The 19407-nt window shown below is 47.2% G+C and carries 19 protein-coding genes; 4 read left to right on the forward strand and 15 right to left on the reverse strand.

Annotated features, from left to right (window positions below):
* Nucleotides 1-105: 105 nt before the first annotated feature.
* From OB236_RS07800 to OB236_RS07815, 4 genes are read right to left on the reverse strand one after another with little or no spacing between them, the layout of a single operon-like run.
* Nucleotides 106-894 (reverse strand): SDR family oxidoreductase, encoded by a 789-nt coding sequence (locus OB236_RS07800; protein WP_262683437.1) that lies wholly within the window; start codon nt 892-894, stop codon nt 106-108.
* A 24-nt stretch (nt 895-918) separates the two neighbouring features.
* Complete coding sequence (locus OB236_RS07805; RefSeq protein WP_262683438.1) at nt 919-2079, reverse strand: SMP-30/gluconolactonase/LRE family protein; 1161 nt, start codon at nt 2077-2079, stop codon at nt 919-921.
* 31 nt (nt 2080-2110) lie between these two features.
* The gene (locus OB236_RS07810; RefSeq protein ID WP_262683439.1) at nt 2111-3121 is read right to left on the reverse strand and encodes a zinc-dependent alcohol dehydrogenase family protein; all 1011 of its coding nucleotides are present in this window, start codon (nt 3119-3121) and stop codon (nt 2111-2113) included.
* Entirely contained in the window at nt 3118-3972 is an 855-nt protein-coding gene (locus OB236_RS07815) for an SDR family NAD(P)-dependent oxidoreductase (protein WP_262683440.1), read from the reverse strand. Before OB236_RS07815 ends, OB236_RS07810 begins: the two co-directional genes overlap by 4 nt.
* A 280-nt stretch (nt 3973-4252) precedes the next feature.
* Here OB236_RS07815 and OB236_RS07820 point away from each other — a divergent pair, with 280 nt between their 5' ends.
* Nucleotides 4253-4912, forward strand: coding sequence for a TetR/AcrR family transcriptional regulator (locus OB236_RS07820; RefSeq protein ID WP_262683441.1), 660 nt, complete (start codon nt 4253-4255; stop codon nt 4910-4912).
* A gap of 591 nt (nt 4913-5503) precedes the next feature.
* Here OB236_RS07820 and OB236_RS07825 read toward each other — a convergent pair.
* The gene (locus OB236_RS07825; protein ID WP_262683442.1) at nt 5504-6082 is read right to left on the reverse strand and encodes a TetR/AcrR family transcriptional regulator; all 579 of its coding nucleotides are present in this window, start codon (nt 6080-6082) and stop codon (nt 5504-5506) included.
* A gap of 229 nt (nt 6083-6311) precedes the next feature.
* Between OB236_RS07825 and OB236_RS07830 the strand changes: the two genes are divergently transcribed.
* Nucleotides 6312-7526, forward strand: coding sequence for an MFS transporter (locus tag OB236_RS07830; protein ID WP_262683443.1), 1215 nt, complete (start codon nt 6312-6314; stop codon nt 7524-7526).
* A 65-nt stretch (nt 7527-7591) separates the two neighbouring features.
* On the opposite strand, the gene OB236_RS07835 is transcribed toward OB236_RS07830, so the two are convergent.
* The 6 genes from OB236_RS07835 to OB236_RS07860 all read right to left on the reverse strand — a co-directional run bounded on the left by OB236_RS07835 (nt 7592) and on the right by OB236_RS07860 (nt 13762).
* A complete protein-coding gene (locus OB236_RS07835) occupies nt 7592-7876 on the reverse strand; it encodes a hypothetical protein (RefSeq protein ID WP_262683444.1) in 285 nt (94 codons plus the stop codon).
* Nucleotides 7877-7966: 90 nt separating this feature from the next.
* Nucleotides 7967-8809 carry a carbohydrate ABC transporter permease gene (locus OB236_RS07840; protein ID WP_076233831.1) on the reverse strand — a complete coding sequence of 281 codons (843 nt, stop codon included), beginning with the start codon at nt 8807-8809 and terminating at the stop codon, nt 7967-7969.
* Entirely contained in the window at nt 8799-9692 is an 894-nt protein-coding gene (locus OB236_RS07845; RefSeq protein ID WP_262683445.1) for a carbohydrate ABC transporter permease, read from the reverse strand. Before OB236_RS07845 ends, OB236_RS07840 begins: the two co-directional genes overlap by 11 nt.
* 97 nt (nt 9693-9789) lie before the next feature.
* Nucleotides 9790-11133: an ABC transporter substrate-binding protein gene (locus OB236_RS07850; protein WP_262683446.1), complete on the reverse strand. Its 1344-nt coding sequence runs from the start codon at nt 11131-11133 to the stop codon at nt 9790-9792.
* A gap of 123 nt (nt 11134-11256) precedes the next feature.
* Nucleotides 11257-12015, reverse strand: a complete 759-nt coding sequence (locus OB236_RS07855) for a response regulator transcription factor (RefSeq protein WP_262683447.1) — start codon at nt 12013-12015, stop codon at nt 11257-11259.
* 1 nt (nt 12016) lies between these two features.
* Nucleotides 12017-13762, reverse strand: a complete 1746-nt coding sequence (locus tag OB236_RS07860) for a cache domain-containing sensor histidine kinase (protein WP_262683448.1) — start codon at nt 13760-13762, stop codon at nt 12017-12019.
* A 241-nt stretch (nt 13763-14003) separates the two neighbouring features.
* Here OB236_RS07860 and OB236_RS07865 point away from each other — a divergent pair, with 241 nt between their 5' ends.
* Nucleotides 14004-14405, forward strand: coding sequence for a DUF3052 domain-containing protein (locus tag OB236_RS07865; protein WP_317259325.1), 402 nt, complete (start codon nt 14004-14006; stop codon nt 14403-14405).
* Between the two features lie 21 nt (nt 14406-14426).
* Nucleotides 14427-15326, forward strand: a complete 900-nt coding sequence (locus OB236_RS07870) for an NAD(P)-dependent oxidoreductase (protein ID WP_262683449.1) — start codon at nt 14427-14429, stop codon at nt 15324-15326.
* 94 nt (nt 15327-15420) lie between these two features.
* On the opposite strand, the gene OB236_RS07875 is transcribed toward OB236_RS07870, so the two are convergent.
* The 4 genes from OB236_RS07875 to OB236_RS07890 all read right to left on the reverse strand — a co-directional run bounded on the left by OB236_RS07875 (nt 15421) and on the right by OB236_RS07890 (nt 19321).
* Nucleotides 15421-16599: an NAD(P)/FAD-dependent oxidoreductase gene (locus tag OB236_RS07875; RefSeq protein WP_262683450.1), complete on the reverse strand. Its 1179-nt coding sequence runs from the start codon at nt 16597-16599 to the stop codon at nt 15421-15423.
* A 30-nt stretch (nt 16600-16629) separates the two neighbouring features.
* Nucleotides 16630-17073, reverse strand: coding sequence for a DUF1641 domain-containing protein (locus OB236_RS07880; protein ID WP_262683451.1), 444 nt, complete (start codon nt 17071-17073; stop codon nt 16630-16632).
* A 386-nt stretch (nt 17074-17459) separates the two neighbouring features.
* The gene (locus OB236_RS07885; RefSeq protein WP_262683452.1) at nt 17460-18350 is read right to left on the reverse strand and encodes a tetratricopeptide repeat protein; all 891 of its coding nucleotides are present in this window, start codon (nt 18348-18350) and stop codon (nt 17460-17462) included.
* Between the two features lie 14 nt (nt 18351-18364).
* Entirely contained in the window at nt 18365-19321 is a 957-nt protein-coding gene (locus tag OB236_RS07890; RefSeq protein WP_262683453.1) for an ATP-binding protein, read from the reverse strand.
* Between the last annotated feature and the right edge of the window lie 86 nt (nt 19322-19407).

Consider the following 19407-nt stretch of genomic DNA (forward strand, 5'->3'; position numbering starts at 1 on the left):
TAGTCTGGCTCTGTCGAAACCGTTTTTTTAGAAAAACAAAAGCCCAAGCGTTAACCCGCTTGAGCTCTTATAGGTTGGGCAATGGTACATGTGATGGACGTCGCTTTATTTGAACCGGTGCGCTTGCCTTGAAGGCATAATGGTCAGTTCCGGAATGTTGACATGCTCAGGCTGCTCTAGTGCATAGAGTGCTGCCTCGGCAACATCATCGGGATGTAACGGCAAGACGTTCGAAGCAAACGCGCGAATTTCATCCTCGGAATACCCGGCCACCTGAGAAAATTCCGTTGCCACCGCCCCCGGCTGAATCGTAGTAACGCGAATCCCCTGAGAAAGTGTCTCCAAACGCAATGCAGACGCTATGGCGTTAACGCCGTATTTAGTCGCGCTGTATGGGCCTCCTCCGGCAATCACTTCCTTGCCAGCAATCGAGGAGATGATAATGACATCTCCCTTGCCCTGACCCAGCATCGGGGGGAGCCCATACCGCAGTGTCAGCATAAGACCGTGCACATTGGTCCTGTACATCTCCTCCCACCTTTCCAGATCCACATCTACCAAAGTACTTCGATATCCGAATCCGGCATTGGCGACTACAATGTCAAGACGCCCCCAGCGATTAATAATTGCATTGACCACATGCTGTACTTCTTCTGCATTTTGAATATCAGCAGTTACCGCCATAACCTCGTACAATTCCTCTTTATGCAATTCTTGAACCAACTCATCCAATCGTTCCCGCCGGCGTGCCACTACGGTCACTTGTGCGCCGCGCTTTGCCAGCTTCCTAGCAATCGATGCTCCAATGCCGCTGCTGGCGCCTGTCACCAAGGCTACTTTGCCGGCCAGACTCTCCTTCGCATTCCATGATAACGCTAAATCATCCAGTTTCATTTCGCACCCTCTCGGATTCCAACATTATTTTGTTAAAAGCACGCGATGAAGGCCCAGGCTACCTCCAGGTGCCGTTCCTATATATAAATATCCGTTATGTTTTACAGCCGTAGTTACGCCGTACAGTGTGCCTTCTGGATCGTGCCAGCTTCCGATAAGCTCTCCCTGCGGGCTGAGCTCTACAGCAATCCCATGCTTCGCCGGTGCGCTTGCACCGCTTAGCAGCGACTGCGGTATTTTGGCCATGGTACGGGCCAGCCAAGGGTTGCTATGCATCTGATCTACAAAGGAAAGGCGAGTCGTGAAGATACCGACCCAGAAATGACCTTGCTCATCACGCGTAATGTTGTCTGGAAAACCTGCGAGATTGTCCGCAAAAATATCAGATGTCCCTTTCTTTGGACCCTTGAGCCAGTATCTGGTCAACTGATAATGATACGATTCCGCCACAAGCACAAAATCTTCATCCGCAGACAAGGCAACCCCGTTTGCAAAATAGAGCCCTTCTAACAGGACAGTCGTCTGCTTGGTCTTTGGATCATACTTCAGCAAACGTCCATGCGGCTTGTTCTCGGCAATTTCTTTGAAGGTCACACTGTCATAGTTCGAGGTATCGGAGAAATAAATTGCGCCGTCCTTGGCAATATCAAGCTCGTTAGCTAAATAGATCGGCTTGCCGTCCACTTGATCGGCCAATACCTCTATGCTCCCGGATGGGTTTATAGATAGGAGTCCCTTCTTGACATCAGTAACGATCAAATTGCCATTGGCATCGAATATAAGCCCATTAGGCGTTCCTTTGGTGTCTGCAAACACTTGGGCCTTTTGTGGATTGCCCTCTGCATCGAAAGCAACCTTGTAAATTTTCCCGTCAGAATCTCCTGTGTATAGCTGGCCTTCCTTATCGAAGGTAATGAATTCCGGGGATTTAGGGGCATCAGTAACAAGCTGAGCAGAGCTGAGTTTGTTGTTCTGTTTCCAAGGGCCCGCTTCCTCAAAAGAGGGGGCCGTCGGCGCGGACCATTTTGCCGGTTCGATCGGTGAAGGAATAAGCAAGAAAATAATGACTCCAATAAGGAGCACCGCAAGCAGCGATAGCCCCACTCTGCGCACTTTACGCGGTGAGCGTTTAGGGCGATTCACATCTTCAGTAGATTTAACGGAGCGAACTTGTGTATTTGGCATTAGAGTGCCTCCTGTGTCTTATATGTGAGATTTAAATTTGAACTACGATTTTACCAAAATATTGCTTTCCTTCAGCCAAGAGCGCGAATGCTTCTCCAATTCGATCCAGAGGGAATACACGGTCGACGACGGGTTGTAAACGATGATGGGCAATCGCTCGATTCATCTTTTCAAAGTGATCCCGGTTGCCGACTTGACTGCCGCGAATCGTTGCGGCTTTCTGCAAGATGCTCGTGACATCGTATTCCGGAATGGTCAAGCCCGATAAGAATCCGACCATACTCAAGGTCCCTCCAATGCGAAGCGTATTTATGGATTTTACCATCGTAGACGCTCCTCCAACATCCAGAACGTGATCGACGCCTCCAGTCAGCTCTAGCGCTTCCTTATCCCAATCGGGAACTTCCGAATAGTTGATCGTTTTCCATGCGCCGAGAGCTTTTGCTCGTTCTAACTTGGTGTTGCTGCTCGATGTGATGATCGCTCGTGCTCCAGCCATAAGAGCGAATTGAAGCCCGAAGATAGAAACCCCGCCTGTTCCTTGCAGCAGCACGGTATCCCCCGCTTGCAGACCGCCGTATTCGATTAGCATGCTCCATGCGGTTAATGCCGCGATCGGCAGTGTGGCAGCCTCCTCCCAAGTGAGGTGATCGGGAATATGGACGATTCCGTCTTCATGTAGAACGACATACTCAGCCGCTACTCCGTTCAACGGACCTCCCAGACTGTCTTCTAATACCCCAGGTCTTGGGTTGCCGGCAAAAAATCGCTGTTGCAAATTACCCGCTACTCGGTGTCCGACCTGGAACCTTGTTACTCCTTGGCCAACGGCTACAATTTCTCCCGCTCCGTCTGATAATGGAATGAAGGGGAATTTTATTTCAATCGGCATTAATCCGCTGAGGATCACTAGATCCCGGTAATTGAGAGAAGCTGCCTTCATGCGGATCAACACCTCATGGGGGCCTGGCGTTGGTTTGTCGAGTTCCGTTAAGTTTAATTCCTCAAAACCGAAGCCGTTTGTCAGTTGTATAGCTTTCATTGAATTGTCCTCCCTGCAAGATCAGATTGATTACCTGTATTCTTATAATTATTATTATTATTGCCGGATCCTCCACGTGGACGAAGCATGCCTCCAACAAGTCGAAGACCTTGCTTGCGTGTTATGAATCGCGATAACTGCGCCCCGATATAATTCTGCACACCCGGAACGACATATATTTTCCCTTCCTTCAACGCACGAAGTGCAACCTCTACGACTCTTTCCGGCGTATCTTTCTTTCCGACAGAGGCTTCTTCCGTTCCTACAACATTAAAAAAGCTGGTGTCCGTCGAACCAGGACAAAGTGCGAAGAATTTCACGCCGCGGTCGCGATTTTCCCACCATAACGCTTGAGTAAACGACAGGACGAAAGCTTTCGTCGCCCCATATACTGCCATAAAGGGAAGCGGTTGAAATCCGGCGGTTGAAGCCACATTAATAACTGCACCTGAGCTTTTGCGCAACATGCCTGGCAAAAACAAGTGCGTCATATCTACAACAGCAGCGACATTGAGCATAACTTCTTCATGTTGACGCTCACCTGACACTTGCTCGAACAAACCATGTGTAGCAAAGCCTGCATTATTGATTAGCAGTTCGATATCCACTTTCAAAAGTTCACATTGCCGATATAACTCGCTGGGTGCGCCCTCTTTCGCAAGATCCATTGAGATAACCTCAGCTTTGATGCCATACTTCTTTCTAAGCTCATCTGCCAGGCTCTCAAGCTTATTCGTTGATCGAGCCACGAGGATCAGGTGGCTGCCTTGTTTGGCTAGTTGTCTCGCGAATTGCTCTCCTATACCAGAAGAAGCTCCTGTGACGAGCGTCCATTTACCTTGAATTATCATAATGCTACTCCCCTTTTAAATACTGTGTTATAATATAGAAACACTGTTACCAATAGAGTATAAGTAATTCCTAATGCCCTAAAAAGATAAGAATCATTGCACCGTTTGGTAACGGTGTTTCCGAATGGTTTGATTGTAACCCGCCTTTTCTAGAAAGTCAATATGCTCTTTGAATATCTACCGTCTCATTGACAACTGTTTAACAACTGTATAAAATTCCTTGCAAGAGAGTCAGGAAATTTGTTTCCTGATGCAAACACGATAACCGAAGGTGATGATTATGAACAGTCAAGATATCTCCTCCAATGCGAACTCACGAGTGTTGAAAACCTACCAAGAAGCTCGCTTGCAAAATACCGAAAATCTCCGCAAGCTCGTTGTTGATGCTGCGGCAACGCTCTTGCAAGAAGAGGGGCCGGAAGCCGTTACGGTTCGTAAAGTATCGCAGAAAATGGGTTGCTCGACAAAAATTATTTATAGCTTGTTTGTTAATAAAGAGGGCTTGGCTCAGCAGTTGTATCTGGATGGTTGTAAGCTTCTCGCAAACGAATTCGAGACGCCGCCGCAAGCTGCTGATCCAGTACAGCATATGATGAATTTAGGCGAAACATTTTGGCAATTCGGGCAGCGTTACTCCAGCTATTATAAGTTGATGTTCGGAGGAGCCTTTGCAGATTTCAAACCGGACGAGGAAAGTGTACATGGCACCGTAACAGCCATGCGGCAATTAATAACCGTGATCAGCAGTGCGCAAGAGCAAGGACGGATTCCTGGCCAGTATGACACGGAATCCATTGTACGAATAGTATGGGCCTCGCTCCACGGCGTTATTCATCTTTACCATGGTGGACACTTGGGAGATGTACAATCGGCTCATGCGGTATACAGGCAAACGTTGTCTTTGATTGTCAGCTCCTTGATGCCAGAACAAATCACCTAAATGGCATCCCCTAAAGGGATGAGCGAATTTTGATCTAATGGCCGACAATTCATATCGCCGGGGACTTTTAACGGTAAATTCAGATACCGTGCTCCTCCGTAAACGTCAAACATCCCGCAACTTTTTTATAAGTTGGGGGATGTTTGACGTTTACCCAGATATTAAAAGCTACCAAAGAGATGATAGTTCACTTGTTATTTTTTCTACGGCTTTGCCACTAGAATTATAACCAATTACTCCATCAAAAGAGTCGGCACTTATGTATTGCTACAAAACACTCACGATTAATCGCCTGCGGGCGCGACGATCTTCACGCTCTACTTATGCAACAATGCTTTCTTGGGTCCAAAAATCATAAAACTGATCGCGACCAAAACCCAGACGCCAATGCCAAATCGATTAGAAAAAAGAATGTGTTCCGATAATAAGAAAAACCAGCGATTTTTAGCAGGTTGGAATAGGGCTATATTCTTGTCATCCGACAAGTAATCATTGAAAAGAGAGAACGTTTAAAAAAGAGAGTATAGTGTCACCGCACAACGGCACCTTAATCAAACTTGATTAAGTGCCGCTGCTATTTTTATTTTGTTTTCATGACGAGCGGATTCCAGCGAATGCGGTTTTGACCAATTGCTGCACATAGGACTCGTCCAGTTGATCACCTGTTACCAGCAGACGATAGAAAATCGGCCCATAAATGAGATCCGTGCATAATTCAATATCGAGATTGTTTTTCAATTCCCCGCGCTCTATACCTCGTTCAATCAGCTTCCTGGCCTCCATCCGGCGAGGACGGAAATATCGGGTCCGATAGGCCTCTGCCAATGCCGGATCAAACTGCCCTTCGCCTAATAGCTGCGTAATGATGATACCTTCCCGACTAGTTAAGAACTTCAATAAATTTGTGGCATGGATGAGTATATCGTCGAATACTGAACCCGTGTCAGGCACGGGCAATCTTGCTGTGGCCGTAGACATAAAACCATCCATGACTACGGCTGCCTTATTAGGCCACCATTTATATATCGTAGCTTTGCTCACCTTCGCACGATCAGCAATTTTTTCAACCGTGACCCCACCGAATCCATTTTCCAACAATAAAGAATAAGAAGCGGAAAGAATAGCATTTTGCGTTTCAACATTTCGAGGCCGCCCTTTTTTGCCCTGCAAGCTTAATCTCCCCTTTTGTAAATTGTCCCTAAAAATAAACGATACGTTCAGTATACTAAGATTCATCTCAAAAGAAAATGAAAACACCTATTTACAAAACGATACGTTCAGTATATTATTTGATTATAAATTAATAAACTGTACGTACAGTATTTATTTAATGGAAGTAGAAACTATATAACGAATGATACTGACGCACGCTCAGAAAACAATTATGAGGAGGATTATTATGAAAGAGGAACAAGTGAAAGAGAATATCGACATATCAAGCTGGATGATGTTTTTGTTGGCAGCCGCGTGTGGACTGATCGTTGCCAATCTCTATTATGCTCAGACCCTAGTAGGTCCTATCCGTGTCTCTACGGGCCTTTCCTCCACAGCGGCAGGGCTGATCGTCACCTTAACTCAAATCGGTTATGTTGTAGGACTCCTGTTTCTCGTACCGCTCAGCGATATTGTTGAAAATCGCCGACTTACAGTTGTATCGTTAATGGTAGCAGTCGGTGCTCTGCTTGTAGCCGGAATTGCACCCAATGCAACGGTGTTCCTGACTGCGTCTTTATTTATCGGTATTGGGTCTGTTGTTGCTCAAATTCTGGTGCCGTATGCGACCTATTTAGCGTCTGAAGAAAAGCGCGGCCGTGTAGTTGGCAATGTGATGAGCGGCCTCTTGCTTGGAATTATGTTTGCCAGGCCGACAGCTAGCTTTATAACCAGCATATGGGGCTGGCAAGCGGTGTTTGTCTTATCGGCCATTGTGATCACGTTATTGGCTGTTCTGCTAGCATTTGTTCTTCCAGAGCGCAAACCATCGCCATCGGTTTCCTACGGTAAATTAATTATTTCCTTAGGCACTATATTCAAACAAACACCTGCATTACGCCGCCGTGCCTTTTATCAAGCCTGCTTGTTTGGAGCCTTCAGTCTCTTTTGGACCGTGGTTCCTTTACGATTGGCGGATGATTTCGGAATGTCTCAAACAGGTATTGCATGGTTTGCCTTAGTGGGTGTAGGAGGAGCTATTGCAGCGCCGATTGCTGGGAGGTTGGCGGATAAAGGGTGGAGCAAATGGTTAACCGGGCTTGCTATGGTCATTGCCGCCTTGTCCTTTTTGTTAATCCATCTTTTCAATAGCCATTCAACTACAGCTCTTATTCTGCTCTTTATTTCTGCAATCACACTGGATATGGCCATATCAGGAAATCTTGTTCTTGGGCAGCGTGTGATTTATTCATTGGGGAGTAAGGCGAGAGGGCGACTGAATGGACTATTCATGGCTGTTTTTTTCATTGGTGGAGCTATAGGCTCCTCATTGGGTGGTTGGGCTTATGCCTATGGGGGCTGGAGTTTTACCTCTCTTATCGGATTCTTCATGCCGATTATTGCCTTGCTTTACTTTTTCACTGAGAAAAGAACTGCAACGGAGGGGCAAAGCAGCATGTAAGAGACCGGGGGGACATCAAACTGAAAAAGGCTGCCCCCAAATGGACAGACCTTTTGTAAGTAATCCTACTGTTCGTTCTTGATAGCTTGAGCTTCCGCTTGTTGCAAGAGCTCACGATTGTCATCCAATTGCTCTTGCAGCTGCTGAAGCGCCTCTTCATTATCTTCGATTTTAAGTGTGTTCGTCAGCCCGTTATCTGCCCGCTCCAACGCATTGTGCGCTTGCTCGATCAACTGCTCGCTGGGATGCGAGGCCGCTTGCTCTACCGCACTTGTTACTTTATTGACGGAATTGAACAGCTGGTTGATGGGCTGGTTTGGCTTCCAGCTCGTTTCTGTATGTTTTGCCATATCCATAACCTCCAGGTATCGTAATATGCAAGAGAACTACTTCTTTACTATGGCAAAATAATTGGATTTTATGCATGGTAAACAGCTTGCTTACTTTAAGCCTGTCATGGCTACTCCCTCGATAAATTTTTTCTGTGCGAAGAAAAACACCGTGAGTAGTGGGAGGGTGGCCACAACTGAAGCAGCCATCACCAGGTGCCATTCTGTTCCGCTATCCGAGGTGAATAAAGAAAGCGCAAGCGGAATGGTATACAGCTTACTGCTGTTCAAATATACCAATGGCTCAAAAAACTCATTCCAGCTGTGCAGAAAAGTCAAAATCGACAAGGTAGCTATCGCAGGCGAGGCCAGTGGCAGCATGATTTTGCGAAAAGTGGTCCATGGCGTGCATCCGTCAATTTTGGCGGCTTCATCAAGATCATTCGGAATCGTGATAAAAAACTGACGGTACAGGAAAACACCGAACATCCCGCCAGCTCCAAGCATCGGAGGGACAATAAGCGGAAAATGCGTGTCCACCAATCCGATTTTGGACAACCATATAAACAAGGGGATCGTAGTGATTTCCGTAGGAATCATCATACTGCTCAGGAGTATCAGAAAAGTAGCATTTTTCCATGGGAAGGCGATCTTGGCAAAGGCATAACCGGCCAGCGCGGCAAACAGGCAGGTTCCGATTGTGACCAGAGCGGCGATATACAAGCTGTTGAATAGATACAAATGAAAGGGCTGCTTCGCAAACAGGTCAAAGTAATTGCTCCATTGGATTGGACTAGGTATCCACTGTGGTGGAAACGATAAGGCTTGCTGGAAATCCTTCAGCGATGTGCTGACCATCCAATAAAACGGAATCAGAATAAAGCTGGTAATCACCAGCAGCACTGTGTATTTCGGAATGGCTTTTACAGCTTTTGACCACTTTTTATTGCTCATGATGCACCCACCTTCTCCTCAAGCTCCATTGCAGGATCGTCAGAACGAAAATAATGAAAAACAGGATAAACGCTACCGCCGAGGCATAACCAAATTCGTACATTTTGAACGCCTGCTCGTAAATATAATAGACGAACACATAGGTGCTTGTTCCCGGTCCGCCTCCGGTCAGCACGTAAATTTGCCCGAATACCTTCAATGATCCGATCATCGTAATCATGACGACCATGAACACGGAGGGAGTGATCAGCGGAAGCGTCACGTTGCGAAAGGTTGCCCACCTGCTGGCTCCATCAATCCTGGCTGCCTCATAGTACATGTGGGGGACATCGTTCAGCGCCGCCAAAAAGATCACCATGTTGATCCCGAGCCCCTTGAGCAGCGTCACGATAATAACCGTCGGCATCGCCAGTGAAAGATCATAGAGCCAAGCAGGTCCCGTAATGCCAACTATGCGCAATATGGAATTAACGAGTCCGTTGTCAGTTTGGAAAATATATTTCCAGACGGTTGCCCATACTACTATTGAGGTAACTACAGGCGTGAAAATAGCGGTTCTAAAAAAGCCGACACCCAAAATCTTATCCTTGAGCAATAAGGCCAAGGCCAATGTCAGTACGATATTAAGCGGTACAAATACAAGCGTGAAGTAAAGGGAGTTCCATACGGTGCTCCAGAAAACAGGGTCCTTGGTAAACGCCTTGATATAATTCCCCAGACCAATAAACTGCTCTTCCTTAATTAATGACCAATCCGTAAAGCTCATCGTAAATGCCGCGATAATAGGACCTAACAAAAATAGCGCATACCCGATCACCATCGGTAAAATGAACAGATAACCGTACCATTTCTCGCGCTGCATGAATTTCGCACTGTTTAACAAGGTAGACGGTTCCTTCCTTCGGTAAAATAGGTTCAAGAAATATCGCCAAGCGCGGGCTTGGCGAAGGGGATGTCATAAACCTGACATTACGTGCTGCTTATTTCATCAATGGGGTGACTTCTTCCTCCATTTTTTTGAGCATTTCCTTCGGTGTCATGTTGCGGGTATACAGCAGGTCAATGATCGTCTGAACCTTCACATCGATTTGCTGCCAGTTTTTATGGGCGTTTTGCGCTCTGAGCTTTCCGTTCATCGGATCGATCAGCGCCGCTTTAATGCCTTCCTTGGTTGGGGATTCGAAGCCCTTGGTCAGTGCATCTGAAGCCAGAACGGAGCTGCGGTTCGGCACGTACATAAAGGCGAACTCGGTCATAGCCTCTTTACTTGTCATAAACTTCAACAGCTCGAGAGCCTCCGGTTTATGCTTGGATTCCTGCATGACAGAATATGCGGCCAGTCCTGTTGCTGCTGGTGCATCGGTGTTCGGACCCTTGGGCATCGGAGCGATATCCCATTCGAAATTTTTGATATTTCTGGCTGTATTGACATAAGCGTAATTTTGCCGGGACATCCCGATTTTTCCGCCTTCGAATGTGATTTGATCCCCTGGCTTCGGATGGATTTGATCCTTGAACATCATATCCGATATGAGCTGGAAGGCTTTTTCACCCTCAGGACTATTCAACATAAACTTGGTGCTTTCCTCATTCATGAAGTCGGCTCCGTACGCCCAGAAGGTATCCAGGAAAGCATCCTCCCAAGCCTTCCAGCCGTTGGCTGTGATTAGGAAATTTCCGTAAATGCCCTTGGATGGGTCGCTAATCGTCTTGGCTGCCTGGATATATTCATCGTAGGTCCATTTGCCATCCTTGTACTGCTCTAATGGAGTTTTGAGTCCTTTTTCCTTAAACAGTGTCTTGTTATAGAAGATCACCTTCGGCGGGTTCAGAAAGGGTACGCCGTAGAGCTTGCCGTCTTTTTTCAAACGTTGAAAGCTCGAAGGGATGTTATCGTTAAAATCATAGGCCTTATCGTTCTGAATCTCAGAGATATCCGCCAACTGCTTGGCTTCGATAAACTGCGGAATCATTTTATCCGACATCCATACGAGATCCGGTGCCGTTCTGGAGGCGACCATAATGGAAAGTTTTTGTTGGTAATCGGCAAACGGAACGAGCATGAACTCTACCTTGATATGTGGATTTTTGGCGGTGAATTGCTGGACGTACGCCTCCAGTATCTTTTTGCGTGAATCGTTTTCTCCCCACATTCCGACCTTCAGCAGCACCTCTTCTTTAGGCGCTTCCTTGTCAGTCTTCTTAACTTCTCCCGGCTTAGGCGCAGCCGTCGTTCCCTTGGCTGTGTCCGCTCCTGCTGAACACCCGATGATGGAGCTTAGGGCCAATACAGAAAGCAAAACCAGCGACAAATGTCTTTTCATATTCGATTCCCCTTCATAGATCACTTTTATAAGCGCTTACACCTCTATAATAGTAAAAAACCGTACCCGGAAAAATCCAAAAGATTCGAGTTATGGTTCAAAATTTCGAGTGTTATGCGTAAGCTAGCGCGGGTGGCTTTCCCGAAAATCCGAAGGGGTAGTACCGGTCAGCTGCTTGAACACGGTCATAAAATATTTGGCATTGTCATATCCTGACAGCTTGGCGATTTCGTAGACCTTTAAATTCGTCTCCTGCAGCAGCTGCTTGGCCCGTTCCATACGGCATTGAATTACATAATCGACAAAGTTTTGTCCGGTTTCCAGCTTGAATAAATACGATAAGTATTGAGTATTCATATGTACTTTATTGGCAATGAATTGAAGAGAGATGTCCTGCCCCAGATGGGCATGGATGATTTCCCGGACCTCACGGATAATTTTTTTCTCGTTCTCCTCTATAGGAGCGTCAGGTGCAAAAGAATGTTTGTGGACTACGCTGCTGTTCTTTTCATCCAGTCGTTCCTTGAGCTGGGTTAAGTATTGCGTCAATTCCACTCTATCGACCGGCTTCAACAAATAATCATCGACCTTGAAACGGAGCGCTTTTTTTACATATTCAAAATCCCCATAGCCGCTGATCACCAGAATCGCAATATCGGGAAAATTGTGCCGCACCTGCTCAATCATTTCAAGCCCATTCATATTCCGCATACGGATGTCGGTAATAATGCAATCGGGAAGACAACGTTTCATCGCTTCCAGAGCCTCCCGGCCATTCTTAGCCTCCTGCGTTACCTTAAATCCACCGATAACGTCTTCAATCAGCGTCTTCAAGCCTTGTCTGATCAGATCCTCATCCTCAACAAGCATAATACTGTACATGTTATTCCTCCCATTGGAACGGTAATCGAATGAGCACCGTCATTCCTTTATGTGCATTTTTACGCAGGACGAGCCCGTATGGCTTTCCATACAAAAGCCGGATTCGCTGATGGACGTTGCGAAGCGCGTAACCGCTGCTCTTGTGCCCGAATTCCTGCTTGACGTAGGGATCTTCCCCGGCATAATCGATGCGGCGCAGCACCTGCTCCATCTCTGCTTCGTCCATCCCCAAACCATCGTCCTCCACGGATACGATCAAATCGTCGTTTTCCGTTACTGCTCTGATCCTGATGGTCACCGGCTCGCTGCCCATGCCATGCTCAATGACGTTTTCTACAAGCGGCTGCAGGATCAGCTTGAGCACAAGCACGATTTGCAGTGAAGGATCAATGAAAATTTCCGCACGCAAACGGTCACCGCTGCGCAGCTCCTGAATTTGCAAATAAGCTTCTACAAATCGAACCTCATCTCGCAAATATACAAACGTCTGGCGTTTATCCACGGTATATCTCAGCAATTTGCCCAGATTGGTTACGACATCCGAGAGCGCCAGATAATGATGCTTGACTGCCATCATATTGATCGATTCTAAGGTGTTGTACAGAAAATGGGGATTCATCTGGCTCTGCAGCGCCGATATTTCCGCATCCCGTTCACGCAATTTGGTTTCATACACTTCACGCACGAGACGTTCAATTTCCCCCACCATCCGGTTAAACACTTCGGTCAATTGCCCGATCTCATCATGGGTGGACACGATGGCCCGTTCTTTGAAAAAACCTTTTTTGACCAGCTCCATCTTACTCTGCAAATGCCGGATAGGCTTGACCAACCGATCAGAGGAAAGGACGGCCAGCAGCAGAGCCGCCGCGAGCGATATCAGAGAGATCATCAAGGTGTAACTGGTGATATCCTTGGCTTCCTTTCGCAGCTCCGCCAGTGGAATCTGGCCCCATATTTGCAGCCCTGTATATTTGGATCGGGTTGAAGCGCTTAACAATCCCGGATCGTTCAGGTCAGGCTCCGATGCTGAAGCTTGGGGATACAGGATCGTCCCTTTTTGATCATAAATGTACAGCTTGCTGTTATTGCCGAATTGAACCGAGGAAAAGATGTTTTCAAAGCCTTCCGTTTTGAGATCGACCTTGATATAGCCAATTTTGCTATGGGTATAGGGCTCACGAATCAGGCGTGACAAAGATACGACCGTTTTTGGTCCAGAGGTGTAATAGGAGACCGTATGAGGGGGATTAATCGTGAGCCCACCGTCCTCCAGGATGTCATCTGCCATCCAGTTATTCGTATCCTGCGACCAATAGTTCATGACGCTCGTATCCGAATTGCTGAACATGCTGCCGTCGTCGGTGAAGATGAGAATGCTTTCAATTTCTGACCGCTCAAAAGCCATTGAGGAGATAAACAAATTCATTTTAAACTGTTCCTCAGCAGTCAAATAGACCCCTTTCTGATAGGAGCTGCTGTGGTTTTTCAGAATGGCAAGCACGTTGGGATCGTACAGCGGAGACAGGGTCAATCTATCGATCTCCTTCACATACCTGTCCAGATTAATCCGAATTTGATCGACGATCTGCAGTGTGTAATTTTTGGTGCTTTGCTCGACATTCGCCGCGTATTTTGTATACGTGAAAGCGCCGCTGATCATGAACGGTATCGTAATCAGAGCCATGAACAAGATCATAAATTTCGTGCGGAGCGAAAGAAATGTACGGTTAAGATGTACCAGCAAGATCGATCACGTCCCCTAATGGTTTCTTATTTGGAAGGCTGCGAGCATGGGACCCCGGTGTTTTGCTGCTATCGTATCACATAAGTTATTTTTCCGTAATATGGTATGATGAATGAGTTGGATGAACCGTTGGGTATGGCCACTTGTTACGAATCATTCCATGAGGAGGTGACAGATTTGAGTGTACATCCGCTATTTCAGAAAATGCAATACAAAGACCAGGGGGGAGGCCGTTCTTGTTATGAATGCCCCTCAGGTGTATGAGGAAGTGATCACATATTTTAAAGGTGAGGTCGATCGGGAGGCTCTTCGCGATTCCTATCCGTTCGTACAGGTATTCGGAATCAGCAATGATTCGCTTCAAACAGCCGCTCGATTGGGAGTCGCAGTGCTGGGGGATGACGGCCTCCTATGGCTGTGTTATCCCAAAAAAACATCCAAAGCTTATAAAGGCTCGGATTGCAGCAGGGAGACTGTAGCTGTACTGCTCGCCGATGAGGGATTTGAGCCGGTACGTCAGATCGCGATCGATGAGGATTGGTCTGCACTGCGATTTCGGCATGTGGATCGAATTAAGAATATGGTCAGAGCGTCTGCTGTAACCGATAAGGGCAAGCAGCGCACCCAAGATAGCCATACATAGAACATATCAAGCTGGAGGGTGATGAAACTGCAACGGATTAGCTTTATTGGGATGGGGGTTATGGGCTCCCGAATGGCGGCACGACTGATTAAAGCCGGATATGAGGTCACTGTGTATAACCGTTCGGCGGATAAGGTAGAGCCGCTGGTACAGCTGGGGGCGAGCCGTGCGGCGACAATTAGGGAAGCTGTAGAGCTGGCAGACGTGATATGTACCTGTCTATCGATGCCGCAGGATGTTCAGGCATTGTATATGGATGAGCAGGGTATTTTTAAACAAGCGAAGCCAGGTGCCATCTGTATGGATTTTACAACCGTCGGTCGCGAGCTGAGTGTGCAGTTAGGTGTGGAGGCGGCATCCTATAAGCTGGTTTACTTGGACACACCTGTGAGCGGCGGCCCGGAGGGTGCAGAGCGAGGTACCTTGACGATCATGGTGGGTGGACAAGCGGATGCCTATGAGCAATGTTTGCCTGTGCTCCAACAATTAGGCTCCAATGTGCAGTATTTGGGCAGCTCGGGCTTGGGCAGCGTAGCCAAGCTGATGAATCAATATTTGGTTGCCACACATACTTTAGCAGCTGCAGAAGCTATGGCAGCAGGCAGTGCCTACGGAATCAATCCCGAGCAGCTGTATCAAATTCTCTCCACAAGCTACGGGGATAGCCGTATGCTGCGACGCCATGTTGAGCAGCATATTCTGGATCGCAGCTTTCAACCCGGGGGCGCTCTGAAGTACCTGCTTAAGGATGTCGGATTGGCTAACCGACTCGTAGCCGAAGCTGGGATAGAAATATCGACCGGAAATCATGTGGAAGCCGTACTGCAAAAGGCTGTGGAGCAGCAGCTGGGGGAGCTGGACATGTCTGCTGTGATCTTGTCTCTGGAGCTGCTAACGGGGACCAAGGTGGAAAGAAAGTAGAGGCACTTTTTTAAATAATCTGTATATATCTGTATAACAAAAAGCCCCTTCACAACAATATGCTGTGGAGAGGCTTGATTGCATAACCAGCTTATTAATAAGCAAGGGCAAACAATCCGTTAATGTGGGACAAGTAACGGGCGTTGCTCGCTTTTTTCATCAAGGATGCCGGAGTACCTTTTAATTCAATACCGCTTCCACCTACGGAGCCGATACCGTCTTTACGGCCGAGGCTTGCCAATGTTCCCGAGAATACAGGGTTGAAGCTATCCATGGTTGTGCCTTTGAAATGAGCTGCGATATTAGCGCCTGCCAGCTCACCCATTTGCCAAGCCAATTGTGCAGTTGGCGGGAACGGACGACCTTCCGGTCCGAATACGACTGCGCAGTCGCCAGCGAGGAATACATCAGGATGGGATACGGATTGCAGCGATTCGTTAACCGTTGCACGACCACGATTCACTTCAACTCCACAATTCGCTACCAGCGAGCTGCCTTGTACGCCGCCAGTCCAAACCAATGTATTCGTATCGATGGTTCTTCCGTCTTTGAGGCTTACGGTTGGTCCGTTCACTTCGGTAATCGCAAGGCCCGTCAAGAACTCAACACCACGATTTTGAAGGCTGACCGTTGCACGCTCAATAAGCTCAGCAGAGAATATTGGCAGAATGCTTGGCATAGCCTCAACCAGATACAGTGAAACGTCTGCGAAATCGACGCCATATTTACGGCAAATGCCCGGCAGCTCATCAGCAAGCTCACCCACCAGTTCAACGCCTGTCAGGCCTCCGCCACCGATAACGAAAGTAGCGTCTGCTTTGTTGTTGGTGCTGCTGTAATTGCGAATGCTTTGCTCCACATGCGCAAATAGACGGTTGGCATCGGCTACGGATTTCAGCGTGAAACTGTTTTCCTGCAGACCTGGAATACCAAAATAGTTGGTTTCACTGCCTAGTGCGAGCACCAAAGCGTCATAGCTGAACGTTTTGCCACCCAAAAGAAGCACTCTGCGTTCTTCCACATTAATTTCATCAACCGTACCAACCACCACATTGATCTGTTTACCTTTAAGCAGCTTTTCCAATGGCAAAGCTACTGCCTTCTCGGCAACATTGCCTGCAGCAAGACGGTGCAGCTCAGTAATAATTTGGTGCGAGCCCACGCGGTTAATAACGGTAATTTCTGCTTCTTCATGCGTTAGATGGGCACGAGCGGAAAGAGCGCTCAACAAGCCGCCGTAGCCGCCACCCAAGATCAAAATTTGTTTACTCACGTTTATCCTCCATTCTGGCAATAGGTTGTTTTATAGGTGATCTTGCTTTTTTCTTTCGCTTAAAATGTCAAGGTATGCCTGGCTAAAACGAAGCATTTTTTGCAGTTCCGGATCTTTAAGCAGCTTTAGCATGCCAAATAGGCCAATCGTGGCTTCGCTTTGATCAGCGCGATCGTTGGCTTCAATAGCAGCCGATGCGTAACCCTTTACTTTTTCCTCAAGCGGTTTGACAACTTCCTGAATGCCGCCTACCATGTCTTGAATCAATACACGGTCGTTGGCTACTTTATTAGCCAAATCATACGTTTTGGTAAGCAGAGTCATCATTTCCGTAAGTCGTGGCAGTTGATCTACCAATACGGTCAATGCCTCTTGTACCTCAGGTTTTAACAATTGATCCAATACATCTGCTTTAACGGTTGCCGGAGCTACTGAAACTTCTTGTTCTGATACTTGAGCAGTGGTTTGTGCCATTCTTTGTTCCTCCTTTATTCATCTGAATTGTTCGCAAGTAGCAATAAACGATATTCCGCGATCTATATGAAATATAATATAGGTTATTATTATATTATCCATTCACTTGTGAAAAAAATCACATAGAAGTTAGAAAGTTTCCGTGTCTAAGCTGCTGCGAACCAAGTAATTGCTAAGCTATATTGTATACCTTATAACGCTGCGAGACAATAGTTTTTTCATCATTTAGTTACAAATTATTCGGTGTTCCTGGAGTTATTGCTGTAAAGGAAATTATGATGCGGATTTACATGCAGAATGTGGGAGCCGCCAGCCAAAGGAGATGTCCCTCAAGCAGCCAAGCTGCTGGTGACATCTCCTTCTTCACGTCATAAGTAACTCGCATTTTATGATTGTTTTCTAAAAATCGACCGCCAGCCGAACACCTTGGCTTTAACCAGGAGCTTGCTCGTCCAATGCGAGAGGACATGCAGCACGATGAATAGGAGTATCAACGGTTTGAATAGAAGCCAGGCGACGACCCAGGTGAGGAAGATTTGCCACGGCTTCATCTTTTTGATAAATGAGGGCAAAAGAAGTAAGCGGTAAAACCAATAGCTTTTTTGCAGGCTTTTCAGGTATTCCCGGCGGATCTGTGCATCTGTGGGATCGAGTCTTATTGCATTTTTCAAATACTCCTGTTCTTTATCGTAGTCGCCTCTTTTTTCAGCGGCCCAGGCCAGATAGAGAAAGGTTTGATCGTGATCCGGGTTCTGGAACAAGGCGGCCTGCTCAGATGCCAGCGAAGCCTGGAAATTGCGGGCATTGGCATGCAGATAGCTGTCACCAGCCAAGTACAAGGAGTTGTCGGGAGCCAACTGCAGCGCTTGGTCCAGTTCCTCCCTCGCTTGCTGAAGCTTGCCCTTTTTGTGATACAAATTAAAGCTGAGGAACAAATAATGGCTTTCATAGGGATCGATTCGCTGCGCTTCCTTGACCGCCTGCAAATACTCCTTTTCCTTACCCTGGGAATATAAAACAATGACACGCACGAACCAGCCGATTTTATTCTCGGGGTCATATTTCAGAGACTCCGCCGACCAATGCAGGGCTTTGTCATATTTACCGGATTTCATATAGATTTGGGCTAGCATCCCATAAGCATTGGCATTCTCTGGTTCCTCCCTGAGCCACTGCTCGGCCTCAGAAATCGCTTCGTCAAAGCGCCTCCAGTTCGTCAGCTGAAACACCCGGGTCATATGGTCAGATTGCTCATAACGCAAGGACACCGCAATCACCTGCAGCCTTCTTCTTATTTGATTCGATAGGTTTTGATATACTCCAGCACATGCTCATAGTCTTTGTTAATATCGCTGAAGGTTGCATAATTTTTGGCCGTTGAAAACCAATCCAGAGTGGTCGCCTTGCGGCCTGTTACACTCTTTTTCAGATCGTGGTCCGTAATGGGCTGGATGTCTCCGCTCTCCAGGGATCGCTCCAGGGCTTGCTCAATTGCATCCCGGACCACCTGCTCGAGATCCGCACCCGAGAAATGTGTAGTTTGCTCGGCCCACTTCTTCAGATTTAAAGGCTCCTGTGGCTTGCCCTCCAGCTTCAACCCCAGAATTAATTCCCTCTCGGCAGCTTCCGGTGGCGGTACAAATACCAGATGATTAAAGCGTCCTGGGCGGCGCAGCGCGGAATCCAGATACCATGGCGTGTTGGTGGCACCAACCACGAGCACCTCATGATTGTACGATTGCAAGCCATCCAGCTCCGTTAACAGTTGATTGACGAGCATGCGATCGTGGTGCTGATGCATTTGATGACGGCTCCCGCCCATAGCGTCAAGCTCATCAATAAAAATGACACACGGTTTTTCGGCGCGAGCCTTTTCGAAAAAATCATGCAAATTGTGCTCGCTCTGCCCCGCATACATCGATAAAATAGCCTGCAGCTCAATATGAAGGAAATTGGCATTAATCTCACCAGCGATAGCACGGGCGAGGAAGGTTTTGCCGCAGCCGGGAGGCCCATAGAGCAGTAAGCTGCCGCCAGCGGTTTTACCGAATGCCTGAAACATTTCCGGCTGCTTGAGCGGGAGTATAAAGTTCATACGGATTTTCTTCTTGATCTGCTCCATGCCGCCAACCTGCTCAAACGTAATCCGGGGTTGTTCCATTTCGATCAGATGATTTCGTTCTTTATTAAATGAAATGACCTTTAATTTGTTCTTTCTTTCGTCTTTACCTTGGGTATCATCGGACATTAGCTTCAACTCCTTAAAGGGTAAGAAGAACATCATCCATTCGAACTTGAATTTAATATGATTTTATCAGCAAAGCCACGGCGGTT

Source organism: Paenibacillus baimaensis (assembly GCF_025567575.1).

Bases quoted from the DNA above. Each gene is read 5' to 3' on its own strand.
- OB236_RS07800 (WP_262683437.1), bottom strand. From the start codon at position 894: ATGAAACTGGATGATTTAGCGTTATCATGGAATGCGAAGGAGAGTCTG.
- OB236_RS07805 (WP_262683438.1), bottom strand. From the start codon at position 2,079: ATGCCAAATACACAAGTTCGCTCCGTTAAATCTACTGAAGATGTGAAT.
- OB236_RS07810 (WP_262683439.1), bottom strand. From the start codon at position 3,121: ATGAAAGCTATACAACTGACAAACGGCTTCGGTTTTGAGGAATTAAAC.
- OB236_RS07815 (WP_262683440.1), bottom strand. From the start codon at position 3,972: ATGATAATTCAAGGTAAATGGACGCTCGTCACAGGAGCTTCTTCTGGT.
- OB236_RS07820 (WP_262683441.1), top strand. From the start codon at position 4,253: ATGAACAGTCAAGATATCTCCTCCAATGCGAACTCACGAGTGTTGAAA.
- OB236_RS07830 (WP_262683443.1), top strand. From the start codon at position 6,312: ATGAAAGAGGAACAAGTGAAAGAGAATATCGACATATCAAGCTGGATG.
- OB236_RS07835 (WP_262683444.1), bottom strand. From the start codon at position 7,876: ATGGCAAAACATACAGAAACGAGCTGGAAGCCAAACCAGCCCATCAAC.
- OB236_RS07840 (WP_076233831.1), bottom strand. From the start codon at position 8,809: ATGAGCAATAAAAAGTGGTCAAAAGCTGTAAAAGCCATTCCGAAATAC.
- OB236_RS07850 (WP_262683446.1), bottom strand. From the start codon at position 11,133: ATGAAAAGACATTTGTCGCTGGTTTTGCTTTCTGTATTGGCCCTAAGC.
- OB236_RS07855 (WP_262683447.1), bottom strand. From the start codon at position 12,015: ATGTACAGTATTATGCTTGTTGAGGATGAGGATCTGATCAGACAAGGC.
- OB236_RS07865 (WP_317259325.1), top strand. From the start codon at position 14,004: ATGAATGCCCCTCAGGTGTATGAGGAAGTGATCACATATTTTAAAGGT.
- OB236_RS07870 (WP_262683449.1), top strand. From the start codon at position 14,427: ATGAAACTGCAACGGATTAGCTTTATTGGGATGGGGGTTATGGGCTCC.
- OB236_RS07880 (WP_262683451.1), bottom strand. From the start codon at position 17,073: ATGGCACAAACCACTGCTCAAGTATCAGAACAAGAAGTTTCAGTAGCT.
- OB236_RS07890 (WP_262683453.1), bottom strand. From the start codon at position 19,321: ATGTCCGATGATACCCAAGGTAAAGACGAAAGAAAGAACAAATTAAAG.